This is a genomic window from Stenotrophomonas sp. YJH_SMC_81 (genome assembly GCF_059370875.1).
This window is the reverse complement of sequence record NZ_JCAFUB010000008.1, coordinates 112,556-138,065: the sequence shown is the minus strand read 5'-3', so window position 1 is coordinate 138,065 and position 25,510 is coordinate 112,556. Positions and strand designations below refer to the sequence as shown.

Annotated in this window: 24 protein-coding genes; 13 read left to right on the top strand and 11 right to left on the bottom strand. The window is 67.8% G+C overall.

Translation table 11 applies throughout. From position 1 onward, the window contains the following. Window positions 1–727 precede the first annotated feature (727 nt). A complete protein-coding gene (locus AC5P8U_RS16090) occupies window positions 728–2,827 on the top strand; it encodes a glycosyl hydrolase family 18 protein (protein ID WP_188241518.1) in 2,100 nt (699 codons plus the stop codon). Between the two features lie 121 nt (window positions 2,828–2,948). On the opposite strand, the gene AC5P8U_RS16085 is transcribed toward AC5P8U_RS16090, so the two are convergent. Further along, entirely contained in the window at window positions 2,949–3,734 is a 786-nt protein-coding gene (locus tag AC5P8U_RS16085) for a thioredoxin fold domain-containing protein (protein WP_088496901.1), read from the bottom strand. Between the two features lie 100 nt (window positions 3,735–3,834). Next, the gene (xerD, locus tag AC5P8U_RS16080) at window positions 3,835–4,812 is read right to left on the bottom strand and encodes a site-specific tyrosine recombinase XerD (RefSeq protein WP_072168877.1); all 978 of its coding nucleotides are present in this window, start codon (window positions 4,810–4,812) and stop codon (window positions 3,835–3,837) included. Window positions 4,813–4,868: 56 nt separating this feature from the next. Here xerD and AC5P8U_RS16075 point away from each other — a divergent pair, with 56 nt between their 5' ends. Continuing rightward, window positions 4,869–5,360 carry an RDD family protein gene (locus AC5P8U_RS16075; protein WP_495214233.1) on the top strand — a complete coding sequence of 164 codons (492 nt, stop codon included), beginning with the start codon at window positions 4,869–4,871 and terminating at the stop codon, window positions 5,358–5,360. A 90-nt stretch (window positions 5,361–5,450) separates the two neighbouring features. On the opposite strand, the gene lptG is transcribed toward AC5P8U_RS16075, so the two are convergent. Continuing rightward, window positions 5,451–6,557: an LPS export ABC transporter permease LptG gene (lptG, locus tag AC5P8U_RS16070; protein WP_049414332.1), complete on the bottom strand. Its 1,107-nt coding sequence runs from the start codon at window positions 6,555–6,557 to the stop codon at window positions 5,451–5,453. Continuing rightward, window positions 6,554–7,636, bottom strand: a complete 1,083-nt coding sequence (gene lptF, locus AC5P8U_RS16065; RefSeq protein ID WP_072168875.1) for an LPS export ABC transporter permease LptF — start codon at window positions 7,634–7,636, stop codon at window positions 6,554–6,556. Before lptF ends, lptG begins: the two co-directional genes overlap by 4 nt. A 104-nt stretch (window positions 7,637–7,740) precedes the next feature. Here lptF and AC5P8U_RS16060 point away from each other — a divergent pair, with 104 nt between their 5' ends. The 4 genes from AC5P8U_RS16060 (at window position 7,741) to AC5P8U_RS16045 (ending at window position 13,583) form a co-directional block, all read left to right on the top strand. After that, window positions 7,741–9,219, top strand: a complete 1,479-nt coding sequence (locus AC5P8U_RS16060; RefSeq protein ID WP_072168874.1) for a leucyl aminopeptidase — start codon at window positions 7,741–7,743, stop codon at window positions 9,217–9,219. A gap of 82 nt (window positions 9,220–9,301) precedes the next feature. After that, a complete protein-coding gene (locus tag AC5P8U_RS16055; protein WP_005415211.1) occupies window positions 9,302–9,727 on the top strand; it encodes a DNA polymerase III subunit chi in 426 nt (141 codons plus the stop codon). A 72-nt stretch (window positions 9,728–9,799) separates the two neighbouring features. Beyond that, window positions 9,800–12,628 carry a valine--tRNA ligase gene (locus AC5P8U_RS16050; RefSeq protein ID WP_283785457.1) on the top strand — a complete coding sequence of 943 codons (2,829 nt, stop codon included), beginning with the start codon at window positions 9,800–9,802 and terminating at the stop codon, window positions 12,626–12,628. 133 nt (window positions 12,629–12,761) lie between these two features. Then, complete coding sequence (locus AC5P8U_RS16045; RefSeq protein WP_005415209.1) at window positions 12,762–13,583, top strand: EamA family transporter; 822 nt, start codon at window positions 12,762–12,764, stop codon at window positions 13,581–13,583. Window positions 13,584–13,628: 45 nt separating this feature from the next. Here the strand turns inward: AC5P8U_RS16045 and rimI are convergent, their stop codons facing one another. Genes rimI through pssA form a run of 3 tightly spaced genes read right to left on the bottom strand, consistent with a single transcriptional unit; the run spans window position 13,629 to window position 15,399 of the window. After that, entirely contained in the window at window positions 13,629–14,126 is a 498-nt protein-coding gene (rimI, locus tag AC5P8U_RS16040) for a ribosomal protein S18-alanine N-acetyltransferase (RefSeq protein WP_049465109.1), read from the bottom strand. Then, window positions 14,123–14,626 carry a hypothetical protein gene (locus AC5P8U_RS16035; RefSeq protein WP_072168871.1) on the bottom strand — a complete coding sequence of 168 codons (504 nt, stop codon included), beginning with the start codon at window positions 14,624–14,626 and terminating at the stop codon, window positions 14,123–14,125. Before AC5P8U_RS16035 ends, rimI begins: the two co-directional genes overlap by 4 nt. Next, entirely contained in the window at window positions 14,623–15,399 is a 777-nt protein-coding gene (gene pssA / locus AC5P8U_RS16030; RefSeq protein WP_111008221.1) for a CDP-diacylglycerol--serine O-phosphatidyltransferase, read from the bottom strand. Before pssA ends, AC5P8U_RS16035 begins: the two co-directional genes overlap by 4 nt. Window positions 15,400–15,479: 80 nt before the next feature. On the opposite strand from pssA, the gene AC5P8U_RS16025 reads away from it, so the two are divergent. The 3 genes from AC5P8U_RS16025 (at window position 15,480) to AC5P8U_RS16015 (ending at window position 18,427) form a co-directional block, all read left to right on the top strand. Then, the gene (locus tag AC5P8U_RS16025) at window positions 15,480–15,854 is read left to right on the top strand and encodes a DUF4124 domain-containing protein (RefSeq protein ID WP_072168890.1); all 375 of its coding nucleotides are present in this window, start codon (window positions 15,480–15,482) and stop codon (window positions 15,852–15,854) included. Between the two features lie 263 nt (window positions 15,855–16,117). Beyond that, on the top strand, window positions 16,118–17,821 hold the full coding sequence (locus AC5P8U_RS16020) for a proline--tRNA ligase (RefSeq protein ID WP_334271896.1): 1,704 nt from the start codon (window positions 16,118–16,120) through the stop codon (window positions 17,819–17,821). Window positions 17,822–18,043: 222 nt separating this feature from the next. Beyond that, entirely contained in the window at window positions 18,044–18,427 is a 384-nt protein-coding gene (locus AC5P8U_RS16015; protein ID WP_005415203.1) for an H-NS histone family protein, read from the top strand. A gap of 110 nt (window positions 18,428–18,537) precedes the next feature. Here AC5P8U_RS16015 and AC5P8U_RS16010 read toward each other — a convergent pair whose 3' ends face one another. Beyond that, window positions 18,538–19,797 (bottom strand): threonine/serine exporter family protein, encoded by a 1,260-nt coding sequence (locus tag AC5P8U_RS16010; RefSeq protein WP_046428410.1) that lies wholly within the window; start codon window positions 19,795–19,797, stop codon window positions 18,538–18,540. Window positions 19,798–19,889: 92 nt separating this feature from the next. Between AC5P8U_RS16010 and AC5P8U_RS16005 the strand changes: the two genes are divergently transcribed. From AC5P8U_RS16005 to AC5P8U_RS15990, 4 genes are read left to right on the top strand one after another with little or no spacing between them, the layout of a single operon-like run. Further along, on the top strand, window positions 19,890–21,011 hold the full coding sequence (locus AC5P8U_RS16005; RefSeq protein WP_065179137.1) for an MlaE family ABC transporter permease: 1,122 nt from the start codon (window positions 19,890–19,892) through the stop codon (window positions 21,009–21,011). Between the two features lies 1 nt (window position 21,012). Next, window positions 21,013–21,840, top strand: a complete 828-nt coding sequence (locus AC5P8U_RS16000; protein ID WP_227837902.1) for an ABC transporter ATP-binding protein — start codon at window positions 21,013–21,015, stop codon at window positions 21,838–21,840. A 3-nt stretch (window positions 21,841–21,843) separates the two neighbouring features. Then, a complete protein-coding gene (locus AC5P8U_RS15995; protein ID WP_088496891.1) occupies window positions 21,844–22,770 on the top strand; it encodes an MlaD family protein in 927 nt (308 codons plus the stop codon). After that, on the top strand, window positions 22,767–23,408 hold the full coding sequence (locus tag AC5P8U_RS15990) for an ABC-type transport auxiliary lipoprotein family protein (protein ID WP_151354777.1): 642 nt from the start codon (window positions 22,767–22,769) through the stop codon (window positions 23,406–23,408). Before AC5P8U_RS15995 ends, AC5P8U_RS15990 begins: the two co-directional genes overlap by 4 nt. 4 nt (window positions 23,409–23,412) lie before the next feature. Here the strand turns inward: AC5P8U_RS15990 and AC5P8U_RS15985 are convergent, their stop codons facing one another. The 3 genes from AC5P8U_RS15985 to AC5P8U_RS15975 are packed head-to-tail and all read right to left on the bottom strand — an operon-like array spanning window position 23,413 to window position 25,412. Further along, the gene (locus AC5P8U_RS15985; RefSeq protein WP_495214232.1) at window positions 23,413–24,000 is read right to left on the bottom strand and encodes an alpha-ketoglutarate-dependent dioxygenase AlkB family protein; all 588 of its coding nucleotides are present in this window, start codon (window positions 23,998–24,000) and stop codon (window positions 23,413–23,415) included. 46 nt (window positions 24,001–24,046) lie between these two features. Then, window positions 24,047–24,679, bottom strand: coding sequence for a CoA transferase subunit B (locus tag AC5P8U_RS15980; protein ID WP_069139452.1), 633 nt, complete (start codon window positions 24,677–24,679; stop codon window positions 24,047–24,049). Window position 24,680: 1 nt separating this feature from the next. After that, window positions 24,681–25,412, bottom strand: coding sequence for a CoA transferase subunit A (locus tag AC5P8U_RS15975; RefSeq protein WP_069139451.1), 732 nt, complete (start codon window positions 25,410–25,412; stop codon window positions 24,681–24,683). Between the last annotated feature and the right edge of the window lie 98 nt (window positions 25,413–25,510).

The window sequence follows — 25,510 nt, the reverse complement described above, 5'->3', positions numbered from 1 at the left end:
ACAACGGCAACGGCAACGGCCCAAGCAAAAGCTGGGTTCCCGTGGGATGGCGGGGTGGTGGGGGCCAGCAGGACACGCCGTAAACCCGTCCATGGGGGCTCGATGGCGCCATCCATGGCGCCAACGGTCCTGCTGGCCCCCACCACCCCGCCTTCGACAGATTTCCGCGATCTGCGGTAAATCCACGCCATGGGTGGATGCTCTGCGGTAGTGCCGGCCGCTGGCCGGCATCCAGGGAACATCAGAAGTCAGGCATTGAAGAGCGCAGCGACCGGCTTTTGCCTTTGTTTTTTTCTTCCGTCTTTCGTGGCTGGCCGCGCAGGAACCTGTCCGTGGCCGGGCGGGTGGGCTCAGGCGGGGTGTCCGCGGCATGGATGCCGCGGCCAAGCCCCCATGGACGGGTTTACGGCGTCCCCGCCTGAGCCCACCCGCCCGGCCAACCCCCAGAAATCCGCTATTAGCAGCAAGCCCCAGCCACGAGGGGGCTCCGCCGATGGCCGCCGACCGCGCGCAGCGCCGTTTCCCGCCCAAATCCTCGAACCATGCGCTTGCTCACGGATTGACCACGCAATTGATGACAACGTTGTCCCCACCTGGTGCCGGACTCTCTCCCCGGCCTCCCAGGTGCCTCCGTCCGGCCCCTCCGTCGCCTTCCCGGGCGATGCCCGGACCTGCGTCACGCGCGGCGCCATCGGGGCCCGCGCGCCCTTTGATCGGAGACTCACCCATGTACGACCCGATTGTGCGCAGTGCCGAACGTTCGACCCGAAGCTGTCGTCCCCGCCACCTGGCCTGGGTGCTTGCCCTGGCCGCCGGCAGCGCCGCCCTGCCCGGCCTGGCCCAGGCTGCCAGCTGTGCCGGCGTGGCCCAGTGGGACCAGGCCAAGATCTACCGGGCCGGCGATACCCTGCAGAAAGGAGGCGTCCTCTATCGGGCGAACCAGGACATCTGGAACGCGCCGCCGGACCATCCGGCCGGTGCGCCCTACTACACCAACCTCGGTGCCTGCGATGGCACCGGCACCAACCAGCCGCCGGTGGTCAGCCTGACCTCGCCGGCCAACGGCGCCACCTTCAGCGCCGGCAGCACGGTCAACGTGACCGCCACCGCCAGCGATCCGGACGGCAGCGTCGCCAAGGTCGAATTCTTCCGCGACGGCAGCACGCTCGGCGTGGCCACCAGTGCGCCGTATGCAGCCAGCTGGACCAACGCCAGCGCCGGCAGCCATACCCTGCGCGCGGTGGCCACTGACAACAACAATGCCACCGCCAGCACGGCGACGATCACCATCACCGTCAACGCCGCCAGCGGCGACACCACCGCACCGAGCGTGCCGGGCGGGCTGGCGGTCGGTGCCCGTACCGCCAACAGCATCGCGCTCAGCTGGAGCCCGTCCACCGACAACACCGGTGGCAGTGGCCTGGCCGGCTATGACGTGTACCGCAACGGCAGCCTGGTCGGTTCGCCGTCCAGTGCCAGCTATGTCGATGGCGGGCTGACCGCATCGACCACCTACCGTTACCGCGTGCGGGCGCGCGACAACGCCGGCAACGCATCGGCGCAGGGCACCGAGATCAGCGCCACCACGCTGGCCGGCGACGGCGGCACCACCGGCAAGCGGGTCATCGGTTACTTCACTCAGTGGGGCATCTACGGCCGCAACTACCGGGTCAAGAACATCGACAGCAGCGGTTCGGCGGCGCGCCTGACCCACATCAACTACGCGTTCGGCAACGTGCGCAACAACCGCTGCGAAGTCGGCATCACCCAGCCGTCGGATCCGAACAGCGGTGCCGGTGGCGATGCCTTCGCCGACTACACCAAGGCCTTCAGTGCCGCCGAGAGTGTCAGCGGCAGCGCCGATACCTGGGACCAGCCGCTGCGCGGCAACTGGAACCAGCTCAAGCAGCTCAAGGCCAAGTACCCGAACCTGAAGGTACTGATCTCGCTGGGTGGCTGGACCTGGTCGCGCGGCTTCTCCAGCGCGGCGCGCCCGGAAAACCGGCAGGCCTTCGTTGCCTCGTGCATCGACGCGTACATCAAGGGCAACCTGCCGGTGACCGACGGTGCCGGCGGCGCCGGTGCGGCGCTGGGCGTGTTCGACGGCATCGACATCGACTGGGAATACCCGGTGGCCTGCGGCATCGAATGCGGCAAGCCGGAAGACAACGCCAACTTCACCGCGCTGATGGCCGAGTTCCGCCGCCAGCTCGATGCGGTGCGTCCGGGCCTGTTGCTGACGGTGGCGGTGGGTGCCGGCATCGACAAGATCCGCGTCACAGATCCGGCGGCGTACCACCCGTACCTGGACTACATCAACGTGATGACCTACGACTTCCACGGCGCGTGGGATGCGAGGACCAATCACCAGTCGGCGCTGTTCGATTCGCCGAATGATCCGTCCACCGGCGACCAGAAGCTGTACAACAGCAACGACGCCATCGAGGCCTTCATCAGCCGTGGCGTGCCCGCCGCCAAGCTCAACCTGGGCATCGGCTACTACGGGCGTGGCTGGACCGGCGTGGCCAATGCCAACAACGGCCTGTACCAGACCGCCAGCGGTGCTGCCCCGGGCACGTATGAAGCCGGCATCGAGGACTGGAAGGTGCTGAAGAACCTGGCGTGGCCGGGCTACACCGACAACACCGCCGGTGCCACCTGGATCTACAACGGCAGCACGCTGTGGAGCTTCGACACCCCGGCCAACATCACCCGCAAGATGGGTTACGTGAAGACCCAGGGCCTGGGCGGCGCGTTCGTCTGGGAGTTCAGCGGTGACGATGCGCAGGGCACGCTGACCAAGGCAGTCAGTGATGGCCTGAAATAAGGCAAAAGCCGGGGGCGCATTTTGCGCCCCCGGCCTCTGATCTGTGGCGCCGAGCCCATGCTCGGCTGATGGTTGCGCAGCCGAGCATGGGCTCGGCGCTACAGGAAAAGGTCAACGGCGATCAGCGCTTGGCCGACAGCTTTTCCAACGCCGCACGCAGCTGTGCCGGCGGCAGGTACCCCCCCAGCTGGGTGCCGTCCGGCGCGAAGATCGCCGGCGTACCATTCACGCCCAGCTGCTGGCCCAGCGCGTACTGCATCGCCACCGGATTGGTGCAGTTCTTGGCGGGAACGTTGCCGCCGCGCTTGGCGTTGGTCAGCGCCTGGCGACGATCCGCTGCACACCAGACCGAAATCATGTCGGTGTAGTCCTTGCTGCCCAGGCCCATGCGCGGGAACGCCAGGTACTCGACGGTGATGCCGTTGCGGTTGAGCTCGGCGATGTCCTGGTGCAGCTTGCGGCAGTAACCACACTCGATGTCGGTGAACACGCTGATGGTGTACTTGGCGTTCGGCGCGGCGAACACGATGCGATCGCCGTGGTTGGCCTTGGCCAGCAGGCCGCGGCGATAGCCGAGCAGGCCTTCGCTGTTGGCCGGGCCCTTGGCGCGGGTGTCGTAGGGCTGAGACTGGAACAGATAGCGGCCGTCATCGGACACATACAGAAGCTGGCCTGAAACGACGACCTCGCGGAAGCCGGGGAAAGGCGCGGCGCCAATGTAGTCCACCTGGAAACCGGGGTTCAACGCGGTCAGTGCGGCGCGTACCGCCTGGTCGGCGGGCGCATTCGCGGCCGGACTGGCCTTGGCCGCAGCGGCGGCGGGTGCCTTGGCGGCCGGTGGAGCCGGCTGGGCGCAGGCGGTCAGGCTGAGCGCACCGAACACGGCGGCGATGGCAAATCGGAGCATGGAGCGGTCCGCGACAGAAGAAGACCCCGGATTCTGACACAGCCACCGCGACCGGGCGGCGACGGCCGGCAGCGCCCCGGGCAGCGATTCAGCCCGGCACTCAGCCACGCGGATGGTGGCGGGCGTGCAGCTTCTGCAGGTGCTCGCGCGCGACCAGGGTATAGATCTGGGTGGTCGACAAGGAACTGTGGCCAAGCAGCATCTGCAGCGCGCGCAGGTCGGCACCGCGGTTGAGCAGATGGGTGGCGAAGCTGTGCCGCAGGCCATGCGGGCTGATCCGCGCCGGGTCGATGCCGGCCACCTGTGCGTGGCGCTTGACCAGATGCCAGAACGCCTGCCGGGTCAGCGCATGCAGCGTCGGTTCGACGAACAACGGGGTCTGCCCATCCGCCAGGGCATGCACCTTGCCCTTGCCGACCAGCTGCGGGCGCGACTGCTGCAGGTAACGCTCCAGCCAGTGCTGGGATTCCTCGCCCAGCGGCACCAGCCGTTCCTTGCTGCCCTTGCCGGTGACCCGCAGCACGCCCTGGCGAAGGTTGACCGCCGTGGCCGGCAGCAACACCAGCTCGCTCACGCGCAGGCCGGCGGCATACATCAGTTCCAGCATGGCGCGATCGCGCAGGCCCAGTGGGCTGTCGACATCCGGTGCTGCCAACAGCGCGTCGATCTGGCTCTCGGCCAGCGCCTTGGGCAACAACCGTGGCAGCTTCGGCGGATCCAGCAGCGCACTCGGGTCCTCGCTGCGTTCGCCGCGCCGCACGCCATCGGCGAAGAACGCCCGCAACGCCGACAGCAGGCGCGCATTGCTGCGCGGCGACCAGCCATGCCGGGTGCGCCAGGCCAGATACTCGAACAATCCGGGACGCTCGATGCCGGCCAGGCCACCGTCGCGTCCATCCATCCAGCGCGCCAACCCTTCGAGGTCACGCCGGTAGCTGTCGAGGGTGGCACGGGCCAGGCCGTTCTCGGCCCAGATCGCATCAAGGAAGCGCTGGATGCGCACGCTGTCGTCGGCGCGAAGCTCGGGTAGTTGCTGGACCAGCTGGCGGCGTTCGGCGGGGGTGGAGACAAGGGCCATGCGTGCAGGATACGAGGGCCACTGCGGGCACGGCCAGCTTTGCGTATGCTCGGCGCATGTCCCGCCCTGCCACCGACACAGCCCCTGCGGCCGCCACCGAAATGCTCCATCCGCGCGCATTGCTGCTGTGGCGCGTGCTGGGGATGGTCTACGACGCACTGCCGGTGCTGGCGCTCTGGATGCTGGCCGGCACGCTGTTCACCCTCGCCTACACCTTCAGCGGCCACGCACAGCGCGAGAACATCGCGCCGTTCAGCGCCTGGCAGTGGCTGCTGTGGGCGGTGTGCTGGGCGGTCACGGGGTGGTACGCCACGGCCAGCTGGCGCCGCGGCGGACAGACCCTGGGCATGCGCCCGTGGCGGCTGAAAGTGCAATCAATCGATGGCACGCCGTTGCGGCGCGGGCAGTTGTGGCTGCGCTTTGCGGTAGGCACGCTGTCCCTGCTGCTGGGCGGTCTGGGATTCTGGTGGGCGTGGGTCGACCGCCAACGCCTGACCTGGCACGACCGCGCCAGCGGTACCCGCCTGGTGCGGATGCCGAAACGGTAAGGCGCTGTCTGTAGCGCCGAGCCCGTGCTCGGCTGCTTTCCGCACTGTACGTGACAGCCGAGCACAGGCTCGGCTCTACAACAATCAGAATCAGCCCGACTTGCGCCGGAACAGCAGTCCGGATACCGCCAGCATCACGATCGGCGGCAACGCGTAGGCAATGCGGTAATCGAACTTCAGCGCGCCGGCCATGCGGCCGAAGAACAGCTGCAGCAGCCAGAAGCCCAATGCGAACAGGATGCCCAGGAACAAGCGCTTGCCCATGCCGCCGCTGCGCAGCGATCCGAACGCGAACGGCACCGCCGCCAGGCACAGGGCCAGCACGTTCACCGGATAGAACCAGCGGCTCCAGTACACATCCTCGAAATCGCGCGCGTCCAGCCCGTTGCGTTCGCGGTAGGCAATGCTGGTGCTCAGCTCGGACACGCTGAGGTTGCGCGGCTTGGCGATACCGGTCGCTAGCGCGGCCGGGTCCAACTTCGAGTTCCAGGGCTCACGTGCCACTTCCTGACGGGTTGCCGAGCGCTCGCCAAAGGTGTCGCGGCGCACGCCGGTCAACACCCAGCCGTCCTTGTCGTGCTCGGCGGTGGCGGCATGGGTCAACGAGGCGATCTTGCCGTCTTCGGCGACCCGGTACAGGCGCACATCACGCAGGATCAGCCGCGTGCCCTTGTCGCCCACCAGCTGCTCCTCGCCGCTCTGCGCATTGAGGAAGGTGTCGCCTTCGCGTGCCCACAGCCCCGAGTAACGGGTAGTGGCAATATCCCGCCCCCATTTGGCGCTGGATTTCAGCGCATCGGCACGGTCCTGGCCCCACGGGCCCAGCGTCTCGGCGCTGAGCACCATCACCGCGGTCAGCAGCGACAGCGCAATCGCCACCGACACGCTCAGGCGCTTGCGCGACAGGCCCAGTGCACGCAGTGCGGTCAGCTCCGAGGTCGCGGCCAGCTGGCCCAGGCCCATCAGTGCGCCGATCACCGCGGCCGTCGGGAACATCGTGTAGGCGCGGCGCGGCACGGTGTACAGCACCCACGCGGCGGCATGGCCCAGGGTGTAGCCGTTCTTGCCGATGTCCTTGAACTCGCCGGAGAAGGCCATCACCACGTCCAGGCCCACCAGCACCGCCCAGGTCAGCAGCACGGTGGTAAACACCGACCGGCCCAGGTACAGGTCGAAACGCATCGGGCGCAGCCTCATGCGCGGGCTCCCTTCGGACGGCCCAGGCGGCCATCACGTACATACATCCAGATCGCCAGCGCCAGCAGCGGCAGGGTCAACCACCACAGGCCGAGCGCGGGCGGAATCTTGCCGTTGGCAATCCAGCCGCTGCCGATGAACATCAGGTTGGTGCCCACCATGTAGGCCAGCAGGGCCAGCATCATGCGGCCGTAGCGCTGCTGGCGCGGCGAGCTGCGGCCCAACGGCACGGTCAGCAGGGCGAATGCCAGCGCGATCAGCGGCGGTGCCAGCCGGCGATGCAGCTGCGCCTGCGCCTGCGGCCGTGCATCACCGATCAGCTGCAGGGTTGGCATCAGTTCCGGGTCATCCTCGGTGCGGGTCTGTGCGCCATCGGGCAGGGCCACGTCGTTGCGGGCGAAGGTCGCCAGCCGGTAATCCAGCCCAGCGGCCACCGGGCCTTCCACCTGGTGGCCATCATCCAGCTCCAGGAAACGCTGGCGGCTGCCCTCGAAGTACATGCGGCCACTGTTGGCCGACACCACCTCCAGGCGATCGTCCTTCTGCCGCTGCAGGAACACCTTGCCCAGCTCGGTGCCATCAGGCGAGATCGAGGACAGGTAGACCACGCCGCCATTGGGCAGCGGCGTGAACCGGCCCGGCTCCAGGCCGGCCATCAGCACGCTGCGGTTGGCCTCGATGATCATCTGCTCGGCCACCCGGCCTGCCCACGGGCCCAGCCACAGCGAGCAGGCGCCGACCAGCAGCACCACCGGCACCACCAGCATCAGCAGCGGTCGCAGCAGTCGCTTGGGGCCAACACCAATGGCGGTGATGACCGCCATTTCCGAGTCTCGGTACAGCCGCGCCACGGCCAGCAGCAGGCCCAGCATCAGTGCCAGCGGCAGGATCAGCGGCAGGTAGGCGATGAACTGCAGGCCCAGCTGGGAGAACAGCAGCTTGGCCGGCAGGCGTCCGTCGGCGATGTTGCCGAGGATGTCCACCAGCACGCCGCCCACGCTGACCACCAGCAGGACGATCAGGGTAGCCAGGAAACTCTGGACGAAATCGCCCAGCAGGTATCGGTCGAGCTTCAGCATGGGGCGGTGGTTTAAACTCTGGGGTTCGTTCGCGGTGCCGCCCAGTCTACTGTCTGGGCGTAAACGGCCTGCGATTGTACGGACTCGCCAATGGAATCTGCTCAATGGCCCTCGAATTCACCCTGAACCACGTTGCTCCGGCCGCCGCCACCGTTGATTGCCTGGTGGTCGGCGCGTATGCCGACCATACCCTGACCCCGGCCGCGCAGGCCCTGGATGCCGCCAGCGGTGGCCGCCTGGCCGCCCTGGCCCAGCGTGGCGATCTGTCCGGCAAGACCGGCGCAACCACCTTGCTGCACGACCTGCCGGGCGTGACCGCCCCGCGCGTGCTGGTGGTCGGCCTCGGTGAAGCCGCCCGTTTCGGCGTGCCGCAGTACCTGAAGGCCGTGGGCGACGCCGTGCGCGCGCTGAAGGCCGGCGCCACCCGCAGCGCGCTGTTCACCCTGTCCGAAGTGGCGGTGAAGGACCGCGACGCGGCCTGGGCGATCCGTCAGGCGGTGATCGCCGCCGATCACGCCGCCTACCGCTATACCGCCACCCTGGGCAAGAAGAAGGCCGACGACGCCGGTCTGACCCAGCTGGCCATCGCCGGTGACGACGCGCAGGCGCTGGCCCAAGGCCAGGCCATCGCCGCCGGTGTCGAGTTCGCCCGCGAGCTGGGCAACCTGCCGCCGAACTACTGCACCCCGGCCTATCTGGCCGACGTGGGCGTGAAGTTCGCCGGCGAGCACGAGGGTGCCGAAGCCGAGATCCTCGACGAGCACCAGATGGAAGCGCTGGGCATGGGCTCGCTGCTGGCCGTGGCCCGTGGCTCGGCCAACCGCCCGCGCCTGGTCGTGCTGAAGTGGAACAATGGCGGTGACGCCAAGCCGTACGTGCTGGTCGGCAAGGGCATCACCTTCGATACCGGTGGCGTCAACCTGAAGACCCAGGGCGGCATCGAGGAAATGAAGTACGACATGTGCGGTGGCGCCAACGTCATCGGCACCTTCGTCGCTGCGGTCAAGGCCAAGCTGCCGCTGAACCTCGTCGTGGTGGTCCCGGCGGTGGAAAACGCCATTGATGGCAACGCCTATCGTCCGTCGGACGTGATCACCTCGATGTCGGGCAAGACCATCGAAGTCGGCAACACCGACGCCGAAGGCCGCCTGATCCTGTGTGACGCGCTGACCTACGCGCAGCGCTTCGAGCCGGCCGCGCTGGTCGACGTGGCCACCCTGACCGGTGCCTGCATGGTCGCCCTCGGCCACCAGACCGCCGGCCTGATGAGCAAGCACGATGACCTGGCCAACGAGCTGCTGGCCGCCGGCGAGCACGTGTTCGACCGCGCCTGGCGCCTGCCGCTGTGGGACGAGTACCAGCCGATGCTGGATTCGAGCTTCGCCGACGTCTACAACATCGGTGGCCGCTGGGCTGGCGCGATCACCGCCGGCTGCTTCCTGTCGCGCTTCGCCGAAGGCCAGCGCTGGGCCCATCTGGACATCGCCGGCGTGGCCAGCGATGAAGGCAAGCGTGGCATGGCCACCGGCCGCCCGGTCGGCCTGCTGAGCCAGTGGCTGCTGGACCAGGCCGCCCGCGCCTGATGCCGTACCCGACCCTGGCCGGCAGACGCCGGCCGGGGCCTCGCCCGGCACTGCCGGGCCCCTGCCTGACCCGGACCCTGCCATGCCCCGCGCCGACTTCTACCTGATCGCCAAGCCCCGCTTCCTGACCGAGCCGCTGCGCCTGGTCTGTGAGCTGGCGCGCAAGGCCAACGACGCCGGGTTGTTCACCCTGGTGCTGGCCCGTGACCAGGCCCAGGCCGAGGAGCTGGACGAGCTGTTGTGGGCGTTCGACAACGACGCCTACATCCCGCACCAGATCGCCGGCGAAGACATGGACGAGGAAGAGGCCCTGGTACTGATCGCGGTACCCGGCACCGAGGCACCAGCGCGTCCGCTGGTGATCAACCTGCGCGACGAGCCCTGGCTGGGCCAGTGCGAGCGCGTGCTGGAAGTGGTGCCGGCCGATCCGGAAGCGCGCGAACCGCTGCGCGAGCGCTGGCGCCAGTACAAGGCCGCCGGTTACGACCTGAACAAGCACGACATGTAAGCGCGCCCCGGCCCCCTTGATGGGCCGCCGCCGCGCCCTGATCCTTCAACGATTACCTCCTGGTTCCCCCGCATGACCCAACTCGCCTCCAGCTACGACCCGACGTCCTTCGAGACCGACCTCTACGAGGCCTGGGAGAAGGCCGGCCACTTCAAGCCGTCCGGCACGGGCGAGCCGTACACCATCCTGCTGCCGCCGCCGAACGTGACCGGCACCCTGCACATGGGCCACGCCTTCCAGCAGACCCTGATGGACGCGCTGGTGCGCTACCACCGCATGCGCGGCTACGACACGCTGTGGCAGGTCGGTACCGACCACGCCGGCATCGCCACCGAAATGGTGGTCAGCCGCAACCTGGCGCTGGAAGGCAAGGGCGAGACCCGCGATTCGCTGGGCCGCGAAGGCTTCATCGGCAAGGTCTGGGAGTGGAAGCAGCAATCCGGCGACACCATCGAACGCCAGATGCGTCGCCTTGGCACCTCCGCCGACTGGTCGCGCAGCACCTTCACCATGGACCCGCAGCCGTCGGCGGCGGTCAATGAAGCCTTCGTGCGCTGGTACGAGCAGGGCCTGATCTACCGCGGCCAGCGCCTGGTGAACTGGGACCCGGTGCTGAAGACCGCCATTTCCGACCTGGAAGTGGAGAGCGCCGAGGAAGACGGCTTCCTGTGGTCGATCGCCTACACGCTGGACGAAGGCCTGAGCTACGAGCACGTCGAGCGCGATGCCGACGGCGTGGAAACCCTGCGCGAAACCCGCGACTACCTGGTCGTCGCCACCACCCGCCCGGAAACCCTGCTGGGCGATACCGCGGTGATGGTGCACCCGGAAGACGAGCGTTACGCGCACCTGATCGGCAAGAGCGTGGTGCTGCCGCTGACCGGCCGCCGCGTGCCGGTGATCGCCGACGACTACGTGGACCGCGCGTTCGGCACCGGCGTGGTCAAGGTCACCCCGGCGCACGATTTCAACGACTATGAAGTCGGCGTGCGCCACAGCCTGCCGATGATCAACCTGTTCACCCCGGTGGCCGCACTGAACGAGAATGCGCCGGAACGCTTCCAGGGCCTGGACCGCTATGAAGCGCGCAAGGCCGTGCTGGCCGAACTGGAAGACCTGGGCATCCTGGTCGAGACCAAGGCGCACAAGCTGCAGGTGCCGCGCGGCGACCGTACCGGCCAGGTGATCGAGCCGTACCTGACCGACCAGTGGTTCGTGAAGATGGACGACCTGGCCAAGCGTGGCCTGGAACTGGTCGAGGACGGAAGCATTTCCTTCGTGCCGCCGAACTGGATCAACACCTACCGCCACTGGATGAACAACATCCAGGACTGGTGCATCAGCCGCCAGCTGTGGTGGGGCCACCGCATCCCGGCGTGGTTCGATGCCGCCACCGGCAACTGCTACGTCGGTCGCAGCGAAGAGGAAGTGCGCGCCAAGCACAACCTGGGCAGCGACGTGGTGCTGAACCAGGAAAGCGACGTGCTGGAGACCTGGTTCTCCTCGCAGCTGTGGCCGTTCTCCACCCTGGGCTGGCCGAACGAGCAGGCCATGGCCGAGCGTGGCTTCGACCGCTACCTGCCGTCGTCGGTGCTGATCACCGGCTTCGACATCATCTTCTTCTGGGTGGCGCGCATGATCATGGCCACCGACAACCTGGTCGGGAAGATCCCGTTCAAGGATGTCTACTTCACCGGCCTGATCCGCGACGGCCAGGGCCAGAAGATGTCCAAGAGCAAGGGCAACGTGCTCGACCCGCTGGACATCATCGACGGCATCACCATCGACGATCTGGTTGCCAAGCGCACCGGCGGCCTGATGCAGCCGAAGATGGTCGAGAAGATCGAGAAGGCCACCCGCAAGGAATTCCCGGACGGCATCGCCGCCCACGGTGCCGATGCGTTGCGCTTCACCATCGCCGCGCTGGCCACCCACGGCCGCGACATCAAGTTCGACATGAACCGCGCCGAGGGCTACAAGAACTTCTGCAACAAGCTGTGGAATGCCAGCCGCTTCGCCCTGATGAACACCGAGGGCGCTGCGTTCATCGGCGCGCCCAAGCCGCGCACCGATGCCGAGCGCTGGATCCTCGCCCGCCTGGCCGCCACCACCGCCGAGGCACAGGGGCATTTCGCCGCCTACCGCTTCGACCTGCTGGCGCAGTGCCTGTACGAGTTTGCGTGGAACGCGTTCTGCGACTGGTTCCTGGAACTGAGCAAGCCGGCCCTGAACGGTGCCGACGCCGCCGATGCCGAAAGCACCCGCCACACCCTGCTGTACGTGCTGGAAGCACTGCTGCGCCTGCTGCACCCGCTGACGCCGTTCATCACCGAACAGCTGTGGCAGCAGCTGGCCCCGCGCCTGGGCCTGGCCGAAACCACGCTGTCGCTGCGCCCCTACCCGACCGCCGCCGAGTTCGAAGGCGATTTCGCCCAGGCCGAGGCCGACGTGGAATGGCTGAAGGCGGTGATCAGCGCGGTGCGTCGCGTGCGCAGTGAGCTGAACGTCGCGCCGTCCAAGCTGGTACCGCTGCGCCTGCAGGCCGGCCTGGAACAGGACCGCGTGCGTATCGAACGCTTCAGCGCTTCGCTGTCGTTCCTGCTGAAGCTGGACAGCATCCAGTGGCTGGCCGAAGGCGAAAGCGCACCGCCGGCGGCCGCCGCGATCGTGGGCGAGCTGAAGCTGCTGGTGCCGCTGGAGGGCCTGGTCGATCTCGATGCCGAGCGCGCGCGCCTGGACAAGGAGATCAAGCGCGTAGAAGGCGAGCAGGAAAAGAGCGAGACCAAGCTGGCCAGGTTCACCGACAAGGTGCCGCCGGCCGTGGTCGAGCAGGAGCGCGTGCGCCTGGCTGACTGGAACACCCAGCTGGCCGGCCTGCGCGAACAGCGCGCGAAGCTGTAACGCCGCGCTCTGGTGCGTGCCAACCAAGGTTGGCACCTACCACGCCGGGAGAGGTTGGCACCCACCCAAGCGAAATGGGAAACGCCGGGCGATGCCCGGCGTTTCCATTTCCCCCGCATGGCATCATCGCCGGATGCCTCTTTCGATCTTCCTGCTGGTTCTCGCCGCTGCGGCACTGCATGCCAGCTGGAATGCGATCGTCAAGCGCGGGCCGGACAAGTTCCTCGGCACCGTGCTGGTCACCGGCAGCGCCGCGCTGCTGTCGGCCGCCGCCCTGCCCTTCCTGCCTTTTCCCGCCGCGCACAGCTGGCCCTGGCTGGGCGCATCGGTGCTGTTGCAGGTGACCTATTACGGGCTGGTCGCACGCTGTTACCAGCAGGTCGACATGAGCCTGGCCTACCCGCTGATGCGTGGCAGCGCGCCGATCCTGGTCGCACTGGCGGGCACCCTGCTCGGTGAACCATTGCCGGCTGCAGCGTGGCTGGGCGTGGTACTGGTGAGCACCGGCATCCTGTGCATGGCAGTGGGTGCGCGTGGCGGCCAACTGCGCCTGCCGCTGCTGACCGCAGCGATGATCGCCACCTACACGCTGGTCGACGCGCAGGGTGCGCGCCAGTCCGGCAGCGCGCTCAGCTACACGTTGTGGTTGTTCCTGCTGTCGGGCATTCCGCTGCCGCTGTGGGCGTTGTACACGCGCGGCGGCGCGGTGCTGGACTATGCGCGGCAGCATTGGCCGCTGGGACTGGCCGGTGGCGTCGGCACCACCGCCTCCTATGCGATGGCATTGTGGGCCATGACCCAGGCGCCGGTGGCAATGATTTCGGCGCTGCGCGAATCCTCGATCCTGTTCGCGCTGCTGATCTCGGTGTTCCTGCTGCGTGAGCGGATTCCGCGCGCGCGCTGGCTGGCGGCGTCGCTCATCGTCGGTGGCGTGCTGGCGTTGCGGCTGGCGTGATGGGCGCGTTGGTAGTGCCGGCCGCTGGCCGGCAACCCGTCTGCGTCACAGCGGCGGCATCGCCTGCAGGTCGCCGTCGACCAGCTCGATGGCCATCACCACTGCATCCTCGCGGCCCTGTGCAGCCGGGTAGTAGCGCGGGCGGCGGCCGATCTCGTTGAAGCCTTCGCTGTGGTACAGCGCCAGCGCCGGCGTATTGGACGGACGCACTTCCAGGAAGACGCGCTGTGCGCCACGGTCGGCTGCCAGCTGCACCAGTGCGCGCAGCAGCTGGCGGCCCAGCCCGCGCGACTGTGCCAGTGGATCGATGCAGATGTTGAGCACGTGCGCTTCATCCGCGGCGATGCTGAGCACGCCATAGCCGACCAGCAGGCCATCACGCTCCATCGCCAGGCCGGGATAACCGGCGCGCAGGCAGTCGATGAAGATGCCGCGGGTCCAGGGAAACGGATAGCCCCGCAGCTCGATCGCCATCACGGCATTGAGGTCGCTCTCGCGCAGCGCACGCAGGCTGACCGGGCCGGGCCGGGTTACCGCGCTCACGGCGTGCCCCGCTTGCGCAGGGCACGCAGCTGCGGCCACAGCGCACGCTTGGCGGCCGGGTCGCGGCGCAGCTGGTCCAGCGGCCAGCTGTCCATCAGCATCTGGGTGGCCGGGTCGTTCGGGTTGCAGCCGGAGGCGCGCAGCAATGCGATCTGCAGGCGATCGGGCAGGCGTACCACCGGCTGGCGTGCGTTGCCGCTGGGCAGCGGGCGCTCAGCCGCCGGCACGGTATCCGGGGCACTGACCGGCGTTTCGCGGCGCGGCGGTGCCGGGCGTTCCGCGCGTACTGCGGTCGCGGGCGCGGTATGGGCGTCGCGCGGCGGCACAGCAGCCCGCACCGGCTCCGGCTCCGGCGGAGCAACACTGGCTTCGGCCACGCTCAACTGCAATGCGGCATCCAGCTCGGCGGCCAGCTGGCCGTCGTGATAGACGGTATAGCCCATGGCCTGCAGCCAGGCCTGCTGGGCCGGTGACCACAGCACGGGCAGGTCCTGGCTCACGCGGCCTCGGGCTTCTTGCGCATGCGCTGCCCGGCCCACATCACCGGGCCGGACAAGGCGTACAGGATGCCGACCGCGAACAGCACGCGCGGCAGGTCGATGACCGCAATCGCGATCGCCACCGGCACCAGTGCCAGCACCAGGAACGGCACGCGATCCGAACGGGTGCCCTTGGCATCGCCGCCCTTGAAGCTCCAGAAACGGATACGGCTGACCATCAGCAGCGCAGCGATGATCGTCACCGCCAGCGCCACGTAACGCAGCTGGTTGCCATCCCAGCCCAGGTTGCCGTCGGCAAACGCCCAGACGAAGGACATCATCAGGCCCGCTGCGGCCGGGCTGGCCAGGCCGACGAACCAGCGCTTGTCGACCACCGCCACCTGCGTGTTGAAGCGGGCCAGGCGCAGCGCCGCGCAGGCCGCATACAGGAAGGCCACGGCCCAGCCGACGCGGCCGAGGAGCGGATCGTCGAACTTCAGCCACGACAGCGACCAGTGGTACATCACCAGCGCCGGGGCCATGCCGAAGCTGACCAGGTCGGCCAGCGAGTCGTACTGCACGCCGAATTCGCTGCTGGTACCGGTCAGGCGCGCCACGCGCCCGTCCAGGCCATCCATCACCGCCGCCACGAACACGGCGATGCTGGCGTTGACGAAATCCCCGTTGGCCGCGGCGATGATCGCGTAGAAACCGGAGAACAGGCCGGCGGTGGTGAACAGGTTGGGCAACAGGTAAATCGTGCGCGAGCGCGGCGGCGGTGTGATCGGGTCCATGGAATCCAGTTTAATCGACTTGCCAGTGCTCGGCGCCAATGCTGCAATCGGCGTTCTACGCCCATTCCGTGGAGTTTGCCATGCGTGCCCTGTCCTGCCTTGGATGCCTGCTGCTGTTGGCCAGTGCCAACGCCGTGGCCGGTCCCGTGTACAAATGGAAGGACGCCCATGGCGTGACGCAGTACTCGGAGACCCCACCAGCGGGCAAGAAGTACGAGACCCGCGAGCAGGCCCGCACCCCGCAGGCCGCGACCAGCACCGAGACCCCGGCCGCGCCGGTTCCCGAGCAGTGCAGCACGGCCCGGGCCAACCTGGCCCTGCTGGACGGCGGTGGCCAGGTGATGCAGGACACCGATGGTGATGGCAAGGCCGATACCCCGTTGACCCCGGAGCAGCACACCGCACAGAAGGGGTTGGCTGAAGCGGCGATCAAGGCCTACTGCCCAGCACAATGAGGGTATCGGCAGGGCTTGCAGCCCTGCACCCGCAGAGGCAACAGCAAGGGCAACAGCCGGCTCTGGGCTTTCTGTGGGTTGGGCGGGGTGGGTCCGGTTGCGGGGGCGTGAGCCGCATAACCCGCTGTTGCTTCGGCTGTTGCTTCTGAGGTTGCCCGGCCAGCGGCCGGCACTACCGCGGGTGCAGGGCGCAGCCCTGCCGATACCCCTCCCCCCGGCCGGGCTGGCAGAATAGACGTCTCTGCCGTTATCCGAAGCCGACGATGCGCCTCTCCCAGTTCCACCTGCACACCACCAAGGAAACCCCCAGCGACGCCGAGCTGACCAGCCATCGGCTGATGCTGCGCGCGGGCATGATCCGCAAGCTGGCATCGGGCCTGTACACCTGGTCGCCGCTGGGCCTGCGCGTGCTGCGCAAGGTCGAGCGCATTGTTCGCGAGGAAATGGACCGGGCCGGCGCGGTGGAATTCCAGATCCCGACCATCCAGCCGAAGGAACTGTGGGAGCAGACCGGCCGCTGGCAGAAGTTCGGCCCGCAGCTGCTGAAGATCAAGGACCGCAAGGACCAGGTGTTCTGCTACAGCCCGACCGCCGAAGAAGCCGCCTGCGACTTCGCGCGCAGCGAGCTGTCCAGCTACAAGCAGCTGCCGGTGAACTTCTACCAGATTCAGACCAAGTTCCGCGACGAGATCCGCCCGCGCTTCGGCGTGATGCGCGCGCGCGAGTTCCTGATGAAGGACGCCTATTCGTTCCACCTGCACGATGAGTGCCTGGTGCGCGAGTACGAGAACATGAAGTCGGCCTACAGCCGCATCTTCACCCGCCTCGGCCTGGACTTCCGCATGGTGCAGGCGGACTCCGGCGCGATCGGTGGCGATGCTTCGCAGGAGTTCCACGTGATCGCCGATTCCGGCGAAGACGCCCTGGTGTTCTCCACCGGTTCGGACTACGCGGCGAACATGGAGGCGGCAATCGCCGCCGATCCGGCACCGCGTGCGGCCGCCTCCGAAACAATGCGCAAGGTGGATACCCCCACCCAGAAGACCTGCGAGGACGTCGCGGCCCTGCTCGGCATCGACCTGCATCGCACGGTGAAGTCGGTGGCACTGATCGCCGGCGAAGGCGAGGCACAGCAGTTCGTGCTGGTGCTGGTGCGTGGCGACCATGAGGTCAACGAGATCAAGCTGGCCAAGGTGGCCGGGCTGGACGAGCAGCGCTTCGCCAGCGAGGCGGAAATCGCCGAGTACCTGGGCAGCGTGCCAGGCTTCCTCGGCCCAGTCGCGCCGGCCAAGGCCATCCGCGTGGTCGCCGATCGCGAAGTGGCGGCAATGGCCGACTTCGTCGTCGGCGCCAACGAGGCCGGTTTCCACCTGGCCGGCGTCAACTGGGGCCGCGACCTGCCGGAACCGGAAGTGGCCGACATCCGCAACGTGCGTGCCGGTGATCGTGCCGTGGACGGCGGTGAACTGAAGATCGCCCGTGGCATCGAAGTCGGCCACGTGTTCCAGCTCGGCCGCAAGTACGCCGAAGCGCTGGATGCCACCGTGCTGGATGAAAACGGCAAGGCGGCGGTGATGGCGATGGGTTGCTACGGCATCGGTATCTCGCGCGTGGTGGCTGCCGCGATCGAACAGAACCATGACGATGCCGGCATCATCTGGCCGGACGCGATGGCGCCGTGGCAGGTCGTGGTGTGCGTGATCAACCCGAAGGGCGATGCCGTTGTGGCCGACGCTGCAGCCAATCTGCTGCAGGAGCTGCGCGACGCCGGCCTGGACGCCGCGCTCGACGATCGCGGCCTGCGCCCGGGCGCGATGTTCGCCGACATGGAACTGATCGGCATCCCGCACCGCGTGGTGGTCAGCGAACGCGGCCTGGCCGCCGGCACCTACGAGTACCGCGCGCGCCGCGCCAGCGAGGCGGAGAGCCTGGACAAGGCCACCCTGCTGCAGCGACTGCAGGGCTGACGTGGAAAGACCGGGGCCTGCCCCGGTCTTTTTTTTTTGGCGCGCGGCCTTTCCCTATATTGCAGCGGACATAATCCGGTCAAAATCACCGCGATAGCGTCTGCATGCCGCCACGCCATGACCCGCCTGCATTTGTGCTGTGATTAATTCATCTCTATTCTGTCCGCCGACGCCATGGACTGGCTTGTCCCGTCCACACATTAGTTTCCGGAGTAACCGTAAATGAGCATTGACCTGACCGGCCTGTCAGCACGCGAGCTGGGCGCCCTGATCCGTACCGCCAAGAAGCAGCAGACCATCGTCGCCAAGCGCCGGCCGATCACCAAGGTGCGCGCCCAGCTGACCAAGCTGGCCAAGACCGAGGGCTACACCATCGAGGAACTGTTCGGCGACGCCCCGGCCCCGCGCGCGCGCAAGGTGGCCAAGGTCGCCAAGGCACCGTCGAAGACCGCCGGCCGCAAGCTGGGCAAGGTTGCCCCGAAGTACCGCAACCCGGCCAACCCCAAGGAAACCTGGACCGGCCGTGGCAAGCAGCCGCGCTGGATGGCTGAACTGACCGCCAAGGGCAACAAGAAGCCGGAAGATTTCCTGATCAAGAAGGCCTGAGGCCGGATCGGGGAGCAATAAAAAAACGCCGGCGAAAGCCGGCGTTTCCTGTTTGTAGAGCCGCGCCCACGCTCGGCTATCCATATGCAAAGCCGAGCGTGGGCTCGGCTCTACAGGGTCTTGCGCGCCGGCATCAGCAGGTTGCCGAACAGCAGGCCCGCCACCAGCGCCATCACCACGTTCAGAACGGTGAGGAACACGCTCTGGCCGGCGCCCACGTCCTGCTGCTGGACCAGGGTCAGCACGCCACGCAGGCTGGTGCTGCCGGGCACCATCATGATGATGCCCGGCAGGCGGATGATCGCGCCCGGACGCCCGACCAGGCGACCGAACAGGTTGCCACCGGCGGTCAGCAGCATTGCCGACAGGAAGATGCCGGCCGGCGCGCCCCAGGCGTGGCCGCCGAACTTGGAGATCGCGTAACCGGCCACCGAGGCGGCGATCACCCACGGATAATCGCGGCGATTGGCCTTGAACAGCATCGCGAAGGCAAATGCGGCGGTCAGCAGCGAGCCCCATTCCACCCACGGCCCCTGCGGCCGCGCGGCCCGGATCACCGGGTCCAGGCCGAGCACATCGGCCAGGGTCACCGCGATCATCGCGCCGACGCTGAGCTTCATGATGGTGGTCAGTGCGCCGGCAAAGCGCGCGGTACCCGATACCCAGTGCTGGCTGGCCAGCTCATTGACCGCATTGGTCAGCGACATGCCGGGCAGCAGCACCACGAGCGAGGCGATGATCACGGTATTGAGGTTGAGCGCACCAATGAACGACGCGACCAGGGTGGCGACCATGCCGGCCAGCAGCGCCGCCAGTGCCTCGGCGGCTTCGCGGGTGGCCGGGCGGCGATCGGTGACCATGCCGAGCAGGCCGATCATCAGGCCGATGACACCGGCGGTGGCGATGTCCAGCCACGGCAGCTTCCACATGCCGGCCACGCCCGCCGCGCCGAGGGTGAACGACAGGATGGTGCGCAGCTTGCCGCGCCGGCCCGGATCCTTGTCCAGCTGGCGCAGCGCAGTGTGGCCCTGGGCGATGCTCATCCGCCCGTTGGACACTTCTTCGGCGATGTGGTCGGCAACGCTGAGCTTGTGCAGGTCGTTCTCACCCGGTGCCAGGCGGATCACGCGGGTGATGTCGCTGGAGCCGATCGCCTGGGCCGGATCGCTGAAGCTGAGGATGATACCGGTGGGATTCGACCACGGTTCACAATCCAGATCGAGCTGGCGGGCCAGGGCAACCACCGCCGTTTCCAGGCGCTGGGCCGTGGTGCCATAGCTGTGCAGGCGTCCGGCGATCTCGGAAACGAAGGCCACGCGCTGTGCGTAGGTGGCCTGGGGTGTGGGGATCGTGTGAGCATCTGCGGACATGCGCCGTAGTATTACCTACGCTGGGGCCCGCCGGAGAAATTCATCCAAGTTCGACGCGAAGCCCGATACAGAACGGTTATGCTGCGACCCGAATGGCCCACGTCACCCCGAACCTCGCTCCCCAGCTCGAACAGGATGCCCACGACCCGGGCCTGATCCGCCTGTCCGGCACCTGGACCTTGAAGACCGCGCTGGCCGCGGCCGAAGTCCTGCGCGGCGTTCCCGACGCGCTGACCGGCATCGATGCCACCGGCATCGAGCAGCTGGATTCGGCCGGCGTGCTGCAGGTGCTGCGCGTGGCCCATCGCGCCGACCTCCACGAAGACGCGCTGCAGTTCCGCCCGGACCACCAGGCGCTGGTGTGCACCATCGAGGAAGTGGCCGATGACCGGCCCAAGGCCAAGCGCGATTTCGGCGTGCTGGCCGCGCTGGAGCGGCTGGGCGTCAGCGTCCACGCCACCGGCCACAACATCAAGGCCCTGTGCAGTTTCCTCGGCGAGAACCTGGTCAAGGCGGCGCGGCTGGTCAAGGAACCCCGCCGCTTCCGGCTGACCGCCACCGTGCATCAGATGGAGCAGGTCGGGCTGGATGCGGTGCCGCTGGTGGCGCTGTTGTCCTACCTGGTGGGTGCGGTGATCGCGTTCCTCGGCTCGACCATCCTGCGCGACTTCGGCGCCGAGATCTACGTGGTCGAGCTGGTCAACATCGCCTTCCTGCGCGAGTTCGCCGTGCTGCTGACCGCGATCGTGCTGGCCGGCCGTACCGCCAGCGCGTTCACCGCGCAGATCGGTGCGATGAAGGCACGCGAGGAGATCGATGCGATGCGTACGCTGGGCCTGGACCCGGTCGACCTGCTGGTGCTGCCACGCTTGCTCGCCCTGCTGGTCACCCTGCCCTTGCTGACCTTCATCGCGATGATCGCCGGCCTGGCCGGCGGCATCACCGTCGGTGCGTTCGACCTCGACATCCCGCCACAGATGTACATCGCGCGCATGCACGAGACGATGGAAGTGCGGCACCTGCTGGTGGGCCTGTCGAAGGCGCCGGTATTCGCCCTGGTGATCGGCCTGATCGGCTGCCTGGAGGGCCTGAAGGTCGAGGGCACCGCGCAGTCGGTCGGCGAGCGCACCACTTCCAGCGTGGTGCAGACGATCTCGCTGGTGATCATCATCGACGCCTTCGCAGCGTTGTGGTTCATGCACATGGACTGGTGACATGAGCACATCCGCCCCCCTTGAAACCCTCGACATGCGCGACGACGACGGCCACGAACTGGCCATCCGCGTGCGTGGTCTGGTCAACCGCTTCGGCAGCCAGACCGTGCACGAAGACCTGGACCTGGACGTGCGCCGCGGCGAGATCCTGGGCGTGGTCGGCGGCTCCGGTACCGGCAAGTCGGTGCTGATGCGCTCGATCCTCGGCCTGCGTGTGCCGGATGCTGGGCAGATCGAAGTCCTCGGCCGCGATGCGCGTGCCGACGACGCCGAGAGCCGCCTGCACATCGAACGCAATACCGGCGTGCTGTTCCAGGACGGTGCCCTGTTCTCGTCGCTGACCGTGGGTGAGAACGTCCAGGTGCCGTTGAAGGAACACCACCGCGAACTGCCCGAGCGCTGGCACTACGAACTGGCGCTGCTGAAAGTGAAACTGGCCGGCCTGCCCGCCGACGCGATCAACAAGCTGCCCTCGCAGCTCTCCGGCGGCATGCGCAAGCGCGCAGGCCTGGCCCGGGCGCTGGCGCTGGATCCGCCGCTGCTGTTCCTGGACGAACCCACCGCCGGCCTCGACCCGATCGGCGCGGCCGCGTTCGACCGCCTGATCAAGACGCTGCAGGAAGCGCTGGGGCTGACCGTGTTCCTGATCACCCACGACCTGGACACGCTGTACGCCATCTGCGATCGCGTCGCCGTGCTGGCCGACCGCAGGGTGGTGGCCAATGCGCCGCTGCCGGACATCGAGAAACTGGATCATCCGTGGATCCAGGAATACTTCCACGGACCCCGCGCGCGCGCCGCGCGTGGCGAACAGATCGAGAGTGCCTGAGCCATGGAAACCAAAGCCAACTACGTGCTGATCGGCGCGTTCACCCTGATCACCGGCCTGGCCCTGCTGGCCTTCGGCCTGTGGGCGGCCAAGTACTCCTCCGACCGCACCTGGCAGGAGTACCGCGTGGTCTTCCGCGAAGCGGTGACCGGCCTGTCGGTGGGCAGCCCGGTGCAGTACAACGGCATCGCGGTGGGCTCGATCACCGAACTGAACCTGGTGCCCGACGACCCGCGCCAGGTGGTCGCGCGCATCCGCCTGAACTCCAACACGCCGGTCAAGACCGATACCCGCGCCAAGCTGGCGATCACCAGCCTGACCGGCCCGTCGATCATCCAGCTCAGCGGCGGCACGCCGCAGTCGCCGGCGCTGACCACGGTCAACAAGGATCCGGCACCGATCATCCCGACCACGCCCTCGGCGCTGCAGAACATCACCGATGTGGCCAACCGCATCGTCGAGCGCATGGACCAGATCCTCAGCGACCGCAACGTGGCCTCGATCAACGCCACGCTGGCCAACCTGGAGACGATCAGCGGCGGCCTGGCCGACCGCGACCAGGGCACGCAGGCGCTGCTGCTCAGCGCGCGCGATGCCGCCCGTAGCCTGGACACCACGCTGAAGACCACCAACGGCACCATCGAGCGCCTGGACAGGAACCTGGTGCAGCAGCTGCCCGGCATCATCGACAAGCTCGACGCGACCCTGGCCAAGCTCGACTCGGCCGCCGGCAATGCCGATTCGATCCTTGGCGAGAACCGCGCCGCGATCAACAGCTTCGCCAACGATGGCCTCGGCCAGCTGGGCCCGACGCTGACCGAACTGCGCGGCCTGATCCGCGACCTGCGCCGGGTCAGCGACCGTCTCGAGAACAACCCCGCGCGCTACCTGCTGGGCCGCGACGCACCCAAGGAGTTCGAACCCCAATGAGCACGCCCCCCCTTCCGCGCCTGCTGCTGGCCGCTTCGATGGTCGGCCTGCTGGGCGGCTGCTCCATCCTCGGCAGCAGCGAGAAAACTGCGGTGACGCTGTACTCACCGTCCGTGCAGGTCAAGGCGGACCCCGCGTGGCCGCAGGCCAGCTGGCAGCTGGTGCTGGCCAAGCCCAGCGCCGCGCGCATGGTCGACAGCCCGCGCATCAACGTGCGGCCGACGCCGTCGCAGCTTGAGATCTACAAGGGGGCCAGCTGGGCGCAGCCGGCCACCGACATGATCGAGGACACCCTGCTGCGTGGCTTCGAGGATTCCGGCCGCATCCGCGGCGTGGCCCGCAGCACTGCCGGCATCCGCGCCGACTACAAGCTGTCCACCGACGTGCGCCGCTTCGAATCGGATTACCAGGGCCAGGCCACGCCGACCGTGGTGATCGAGGTCAACGCCAAGCTGATCCATGTCGCCGACCAGCGCGTGGTAGCCGACCGCACCTTCCGCCAGGCGCAGCCGGTCGGCAGCACCGACGTACCGGCGGTGACCGCGGCGTTCGAGCGCGGCCTGCAGCAGCTGGCACAGGATGTGGTGGGCTGGACGCTGGTGAGCGGGCAGGCCGATCAACCTAACGTCGCGCGCTGATCGATCAGCGCGGCGCAATCCAGCGGAACGTCAGGTTGATCCGTTCACCCTGCACCCGTGCCATCTTCGGAAGCGCGTGCTGGTAGAACCTCTGCGTCTGCCCCGCCATTACCAGCAGATCGCCATGGCCGAGCAGGAATTCAGCCTTGCGCGCCGGATCGTCGCGTCGGCGCAGCAGGAAACGGCGCGCCGCACCCAGGCTCAGCGACGCGATCACTGGGGCCGGTCCCAGCTCCGGCTCGTCATCGCTGTGCCAGCCCATGTAGTCACCGCCACCGCGATAGCGGTTCAGCAGCACGCTGTTGAAGCGGCCGTAGCCTTCGGCCTGCAGGCGCTCGCGCACGGCCTGCAACACACGCGGCCACGGATGCGGCACGAACTCGACACCGGAGTAGCGGTAGCGCGCCTGCGGGTCGCCGATCCAGCAGCTCAGCCGCGGCGAGTCCACCCAGTTGCCGAACATGCGGATGCGGTGGACCTCCCACCGCACGTCGGCCAGCAGCGCCCCCATGAGCCGGTCGGAGTCGGCAGCGGCCAGCCAGCCCGGCAGGTGCTGGACGTCGGCGTCGGGCAGGTCATGGGGAAACAGCATGGCACCCCTCTGAGAAACAGGGCGGCCTTAGGCCGCCCTTGCACCTTCAGCCGCGCAGGAACGCGACGCCGGTCTTTTCCTTCAGCTCGTCATCGCTGACACCCGGCGCGGCCTCCACCAGCCGCAGGCCCTTGTCAGTCACGTCGAACACGGCCAGATCGGTGATGATGCGGTCGACCACGCCAACACCCGTCAACGGCAGCGTGCATTCGGCCAGGATCTTGTGCTCGCCGTTCTTGGCGGTGTGCTCCATCAGCACCACCACGCGCTGCACGCCAGCGACCAGGTCCATCGCACCGCCCATGCCCTTGACCATCTTGCCGGGCACCATCCAGTTGGCCAGATCGCCCTTGTCGGTCACCTGCATCGCACCGAGGATGGCCAGGTTGACGTGGCCACCGCGGATCATCGCGAAGCTGTCGTGGCTGCCGAAGTAGCTGGCGCCCGCACGTGCGGTGACGGTCTGCTTGCCGGCATTGATCAGGTCAGCGTCGACTTCAGCGTCGGTCGGGAACGGGCCGATGCCGAGCAGGCCGTTCTCCGACTGCAGCCACACGTCCACGCCTTCGGGAATGTGGTTGGCGACCAGGGTCGGCAGGCCGATGCCCAGGTTCACGTAGGCGCCATCGGTCAGTTCCTGGGCGGCACGGGCCGCCATTTCATCGCGGGTCCACGCCATGTCAGTTGCCCTCCGCGCGGATGGTGCGCTGTTCGATTCGCTTCTCAGGATGCGGGTTGTGCACGATGCGGTGCACGTAGATGCCTGGCAGGTGCACCTGGTCCGGGTCGATGGCGCCGACCGGCACCACCTCTTCCACTTCCACGATGCAGACCTTGCCGGCCATCGCGCAGGCCGGGTTGAAGTTGCGCGCGGTTTTGCGGAACACCAGGTTGCCAGCCTCGTCGGCCTTCCAGGCCTTGACCAGCGCCACGTCGGCGCGCAACGCGGTCTCCATCACGTAGTGCTTGCCATCGAACGCGCGGGTTTCCTTGCCCTCGGCCACCACCGTGCCGTAGCCGGTGGCAGTGAAGAACGCCGGAATACCTGCGCCACCCGCACGCAGCCGCTCGGCCAGGGTGCCCTGCGGGTTGAACTCCAGTTCCAGCTCGCCAGCCAGGAACTGCCGTTCGAACTCCTTGTTCTCGCCCACGTAGGACGAAATCATCTTCTTGATCTGCCGCGTTTCCAGCAGCTGGCCCAGGCCGAAGCCATCGACCCCGGCATTGTTGGAGATCACGGTCAGGCCTTTGGCGCCGCTGTCGCGCAGCGCAGCGATCAGCGCCTCGGGAATGCCACACAAGCCAAAGCCACCCACGGCCAGGGTCTGGCCATCGGCGACCACCCCCTGCAGGGCCTCCGCCGCACTGGCGTAGCGCTTGCCGCGCTTTCCGCCGGAAGTCGATTGCTGCATTGCTGTACTACCCTGCACGTTGAGGATGACGGCATTCTAGCTGGAGGGCGGCGAAGGGCCTGGATGCGCCGCAGCATTGACGGAGCACCGGGCGGGCA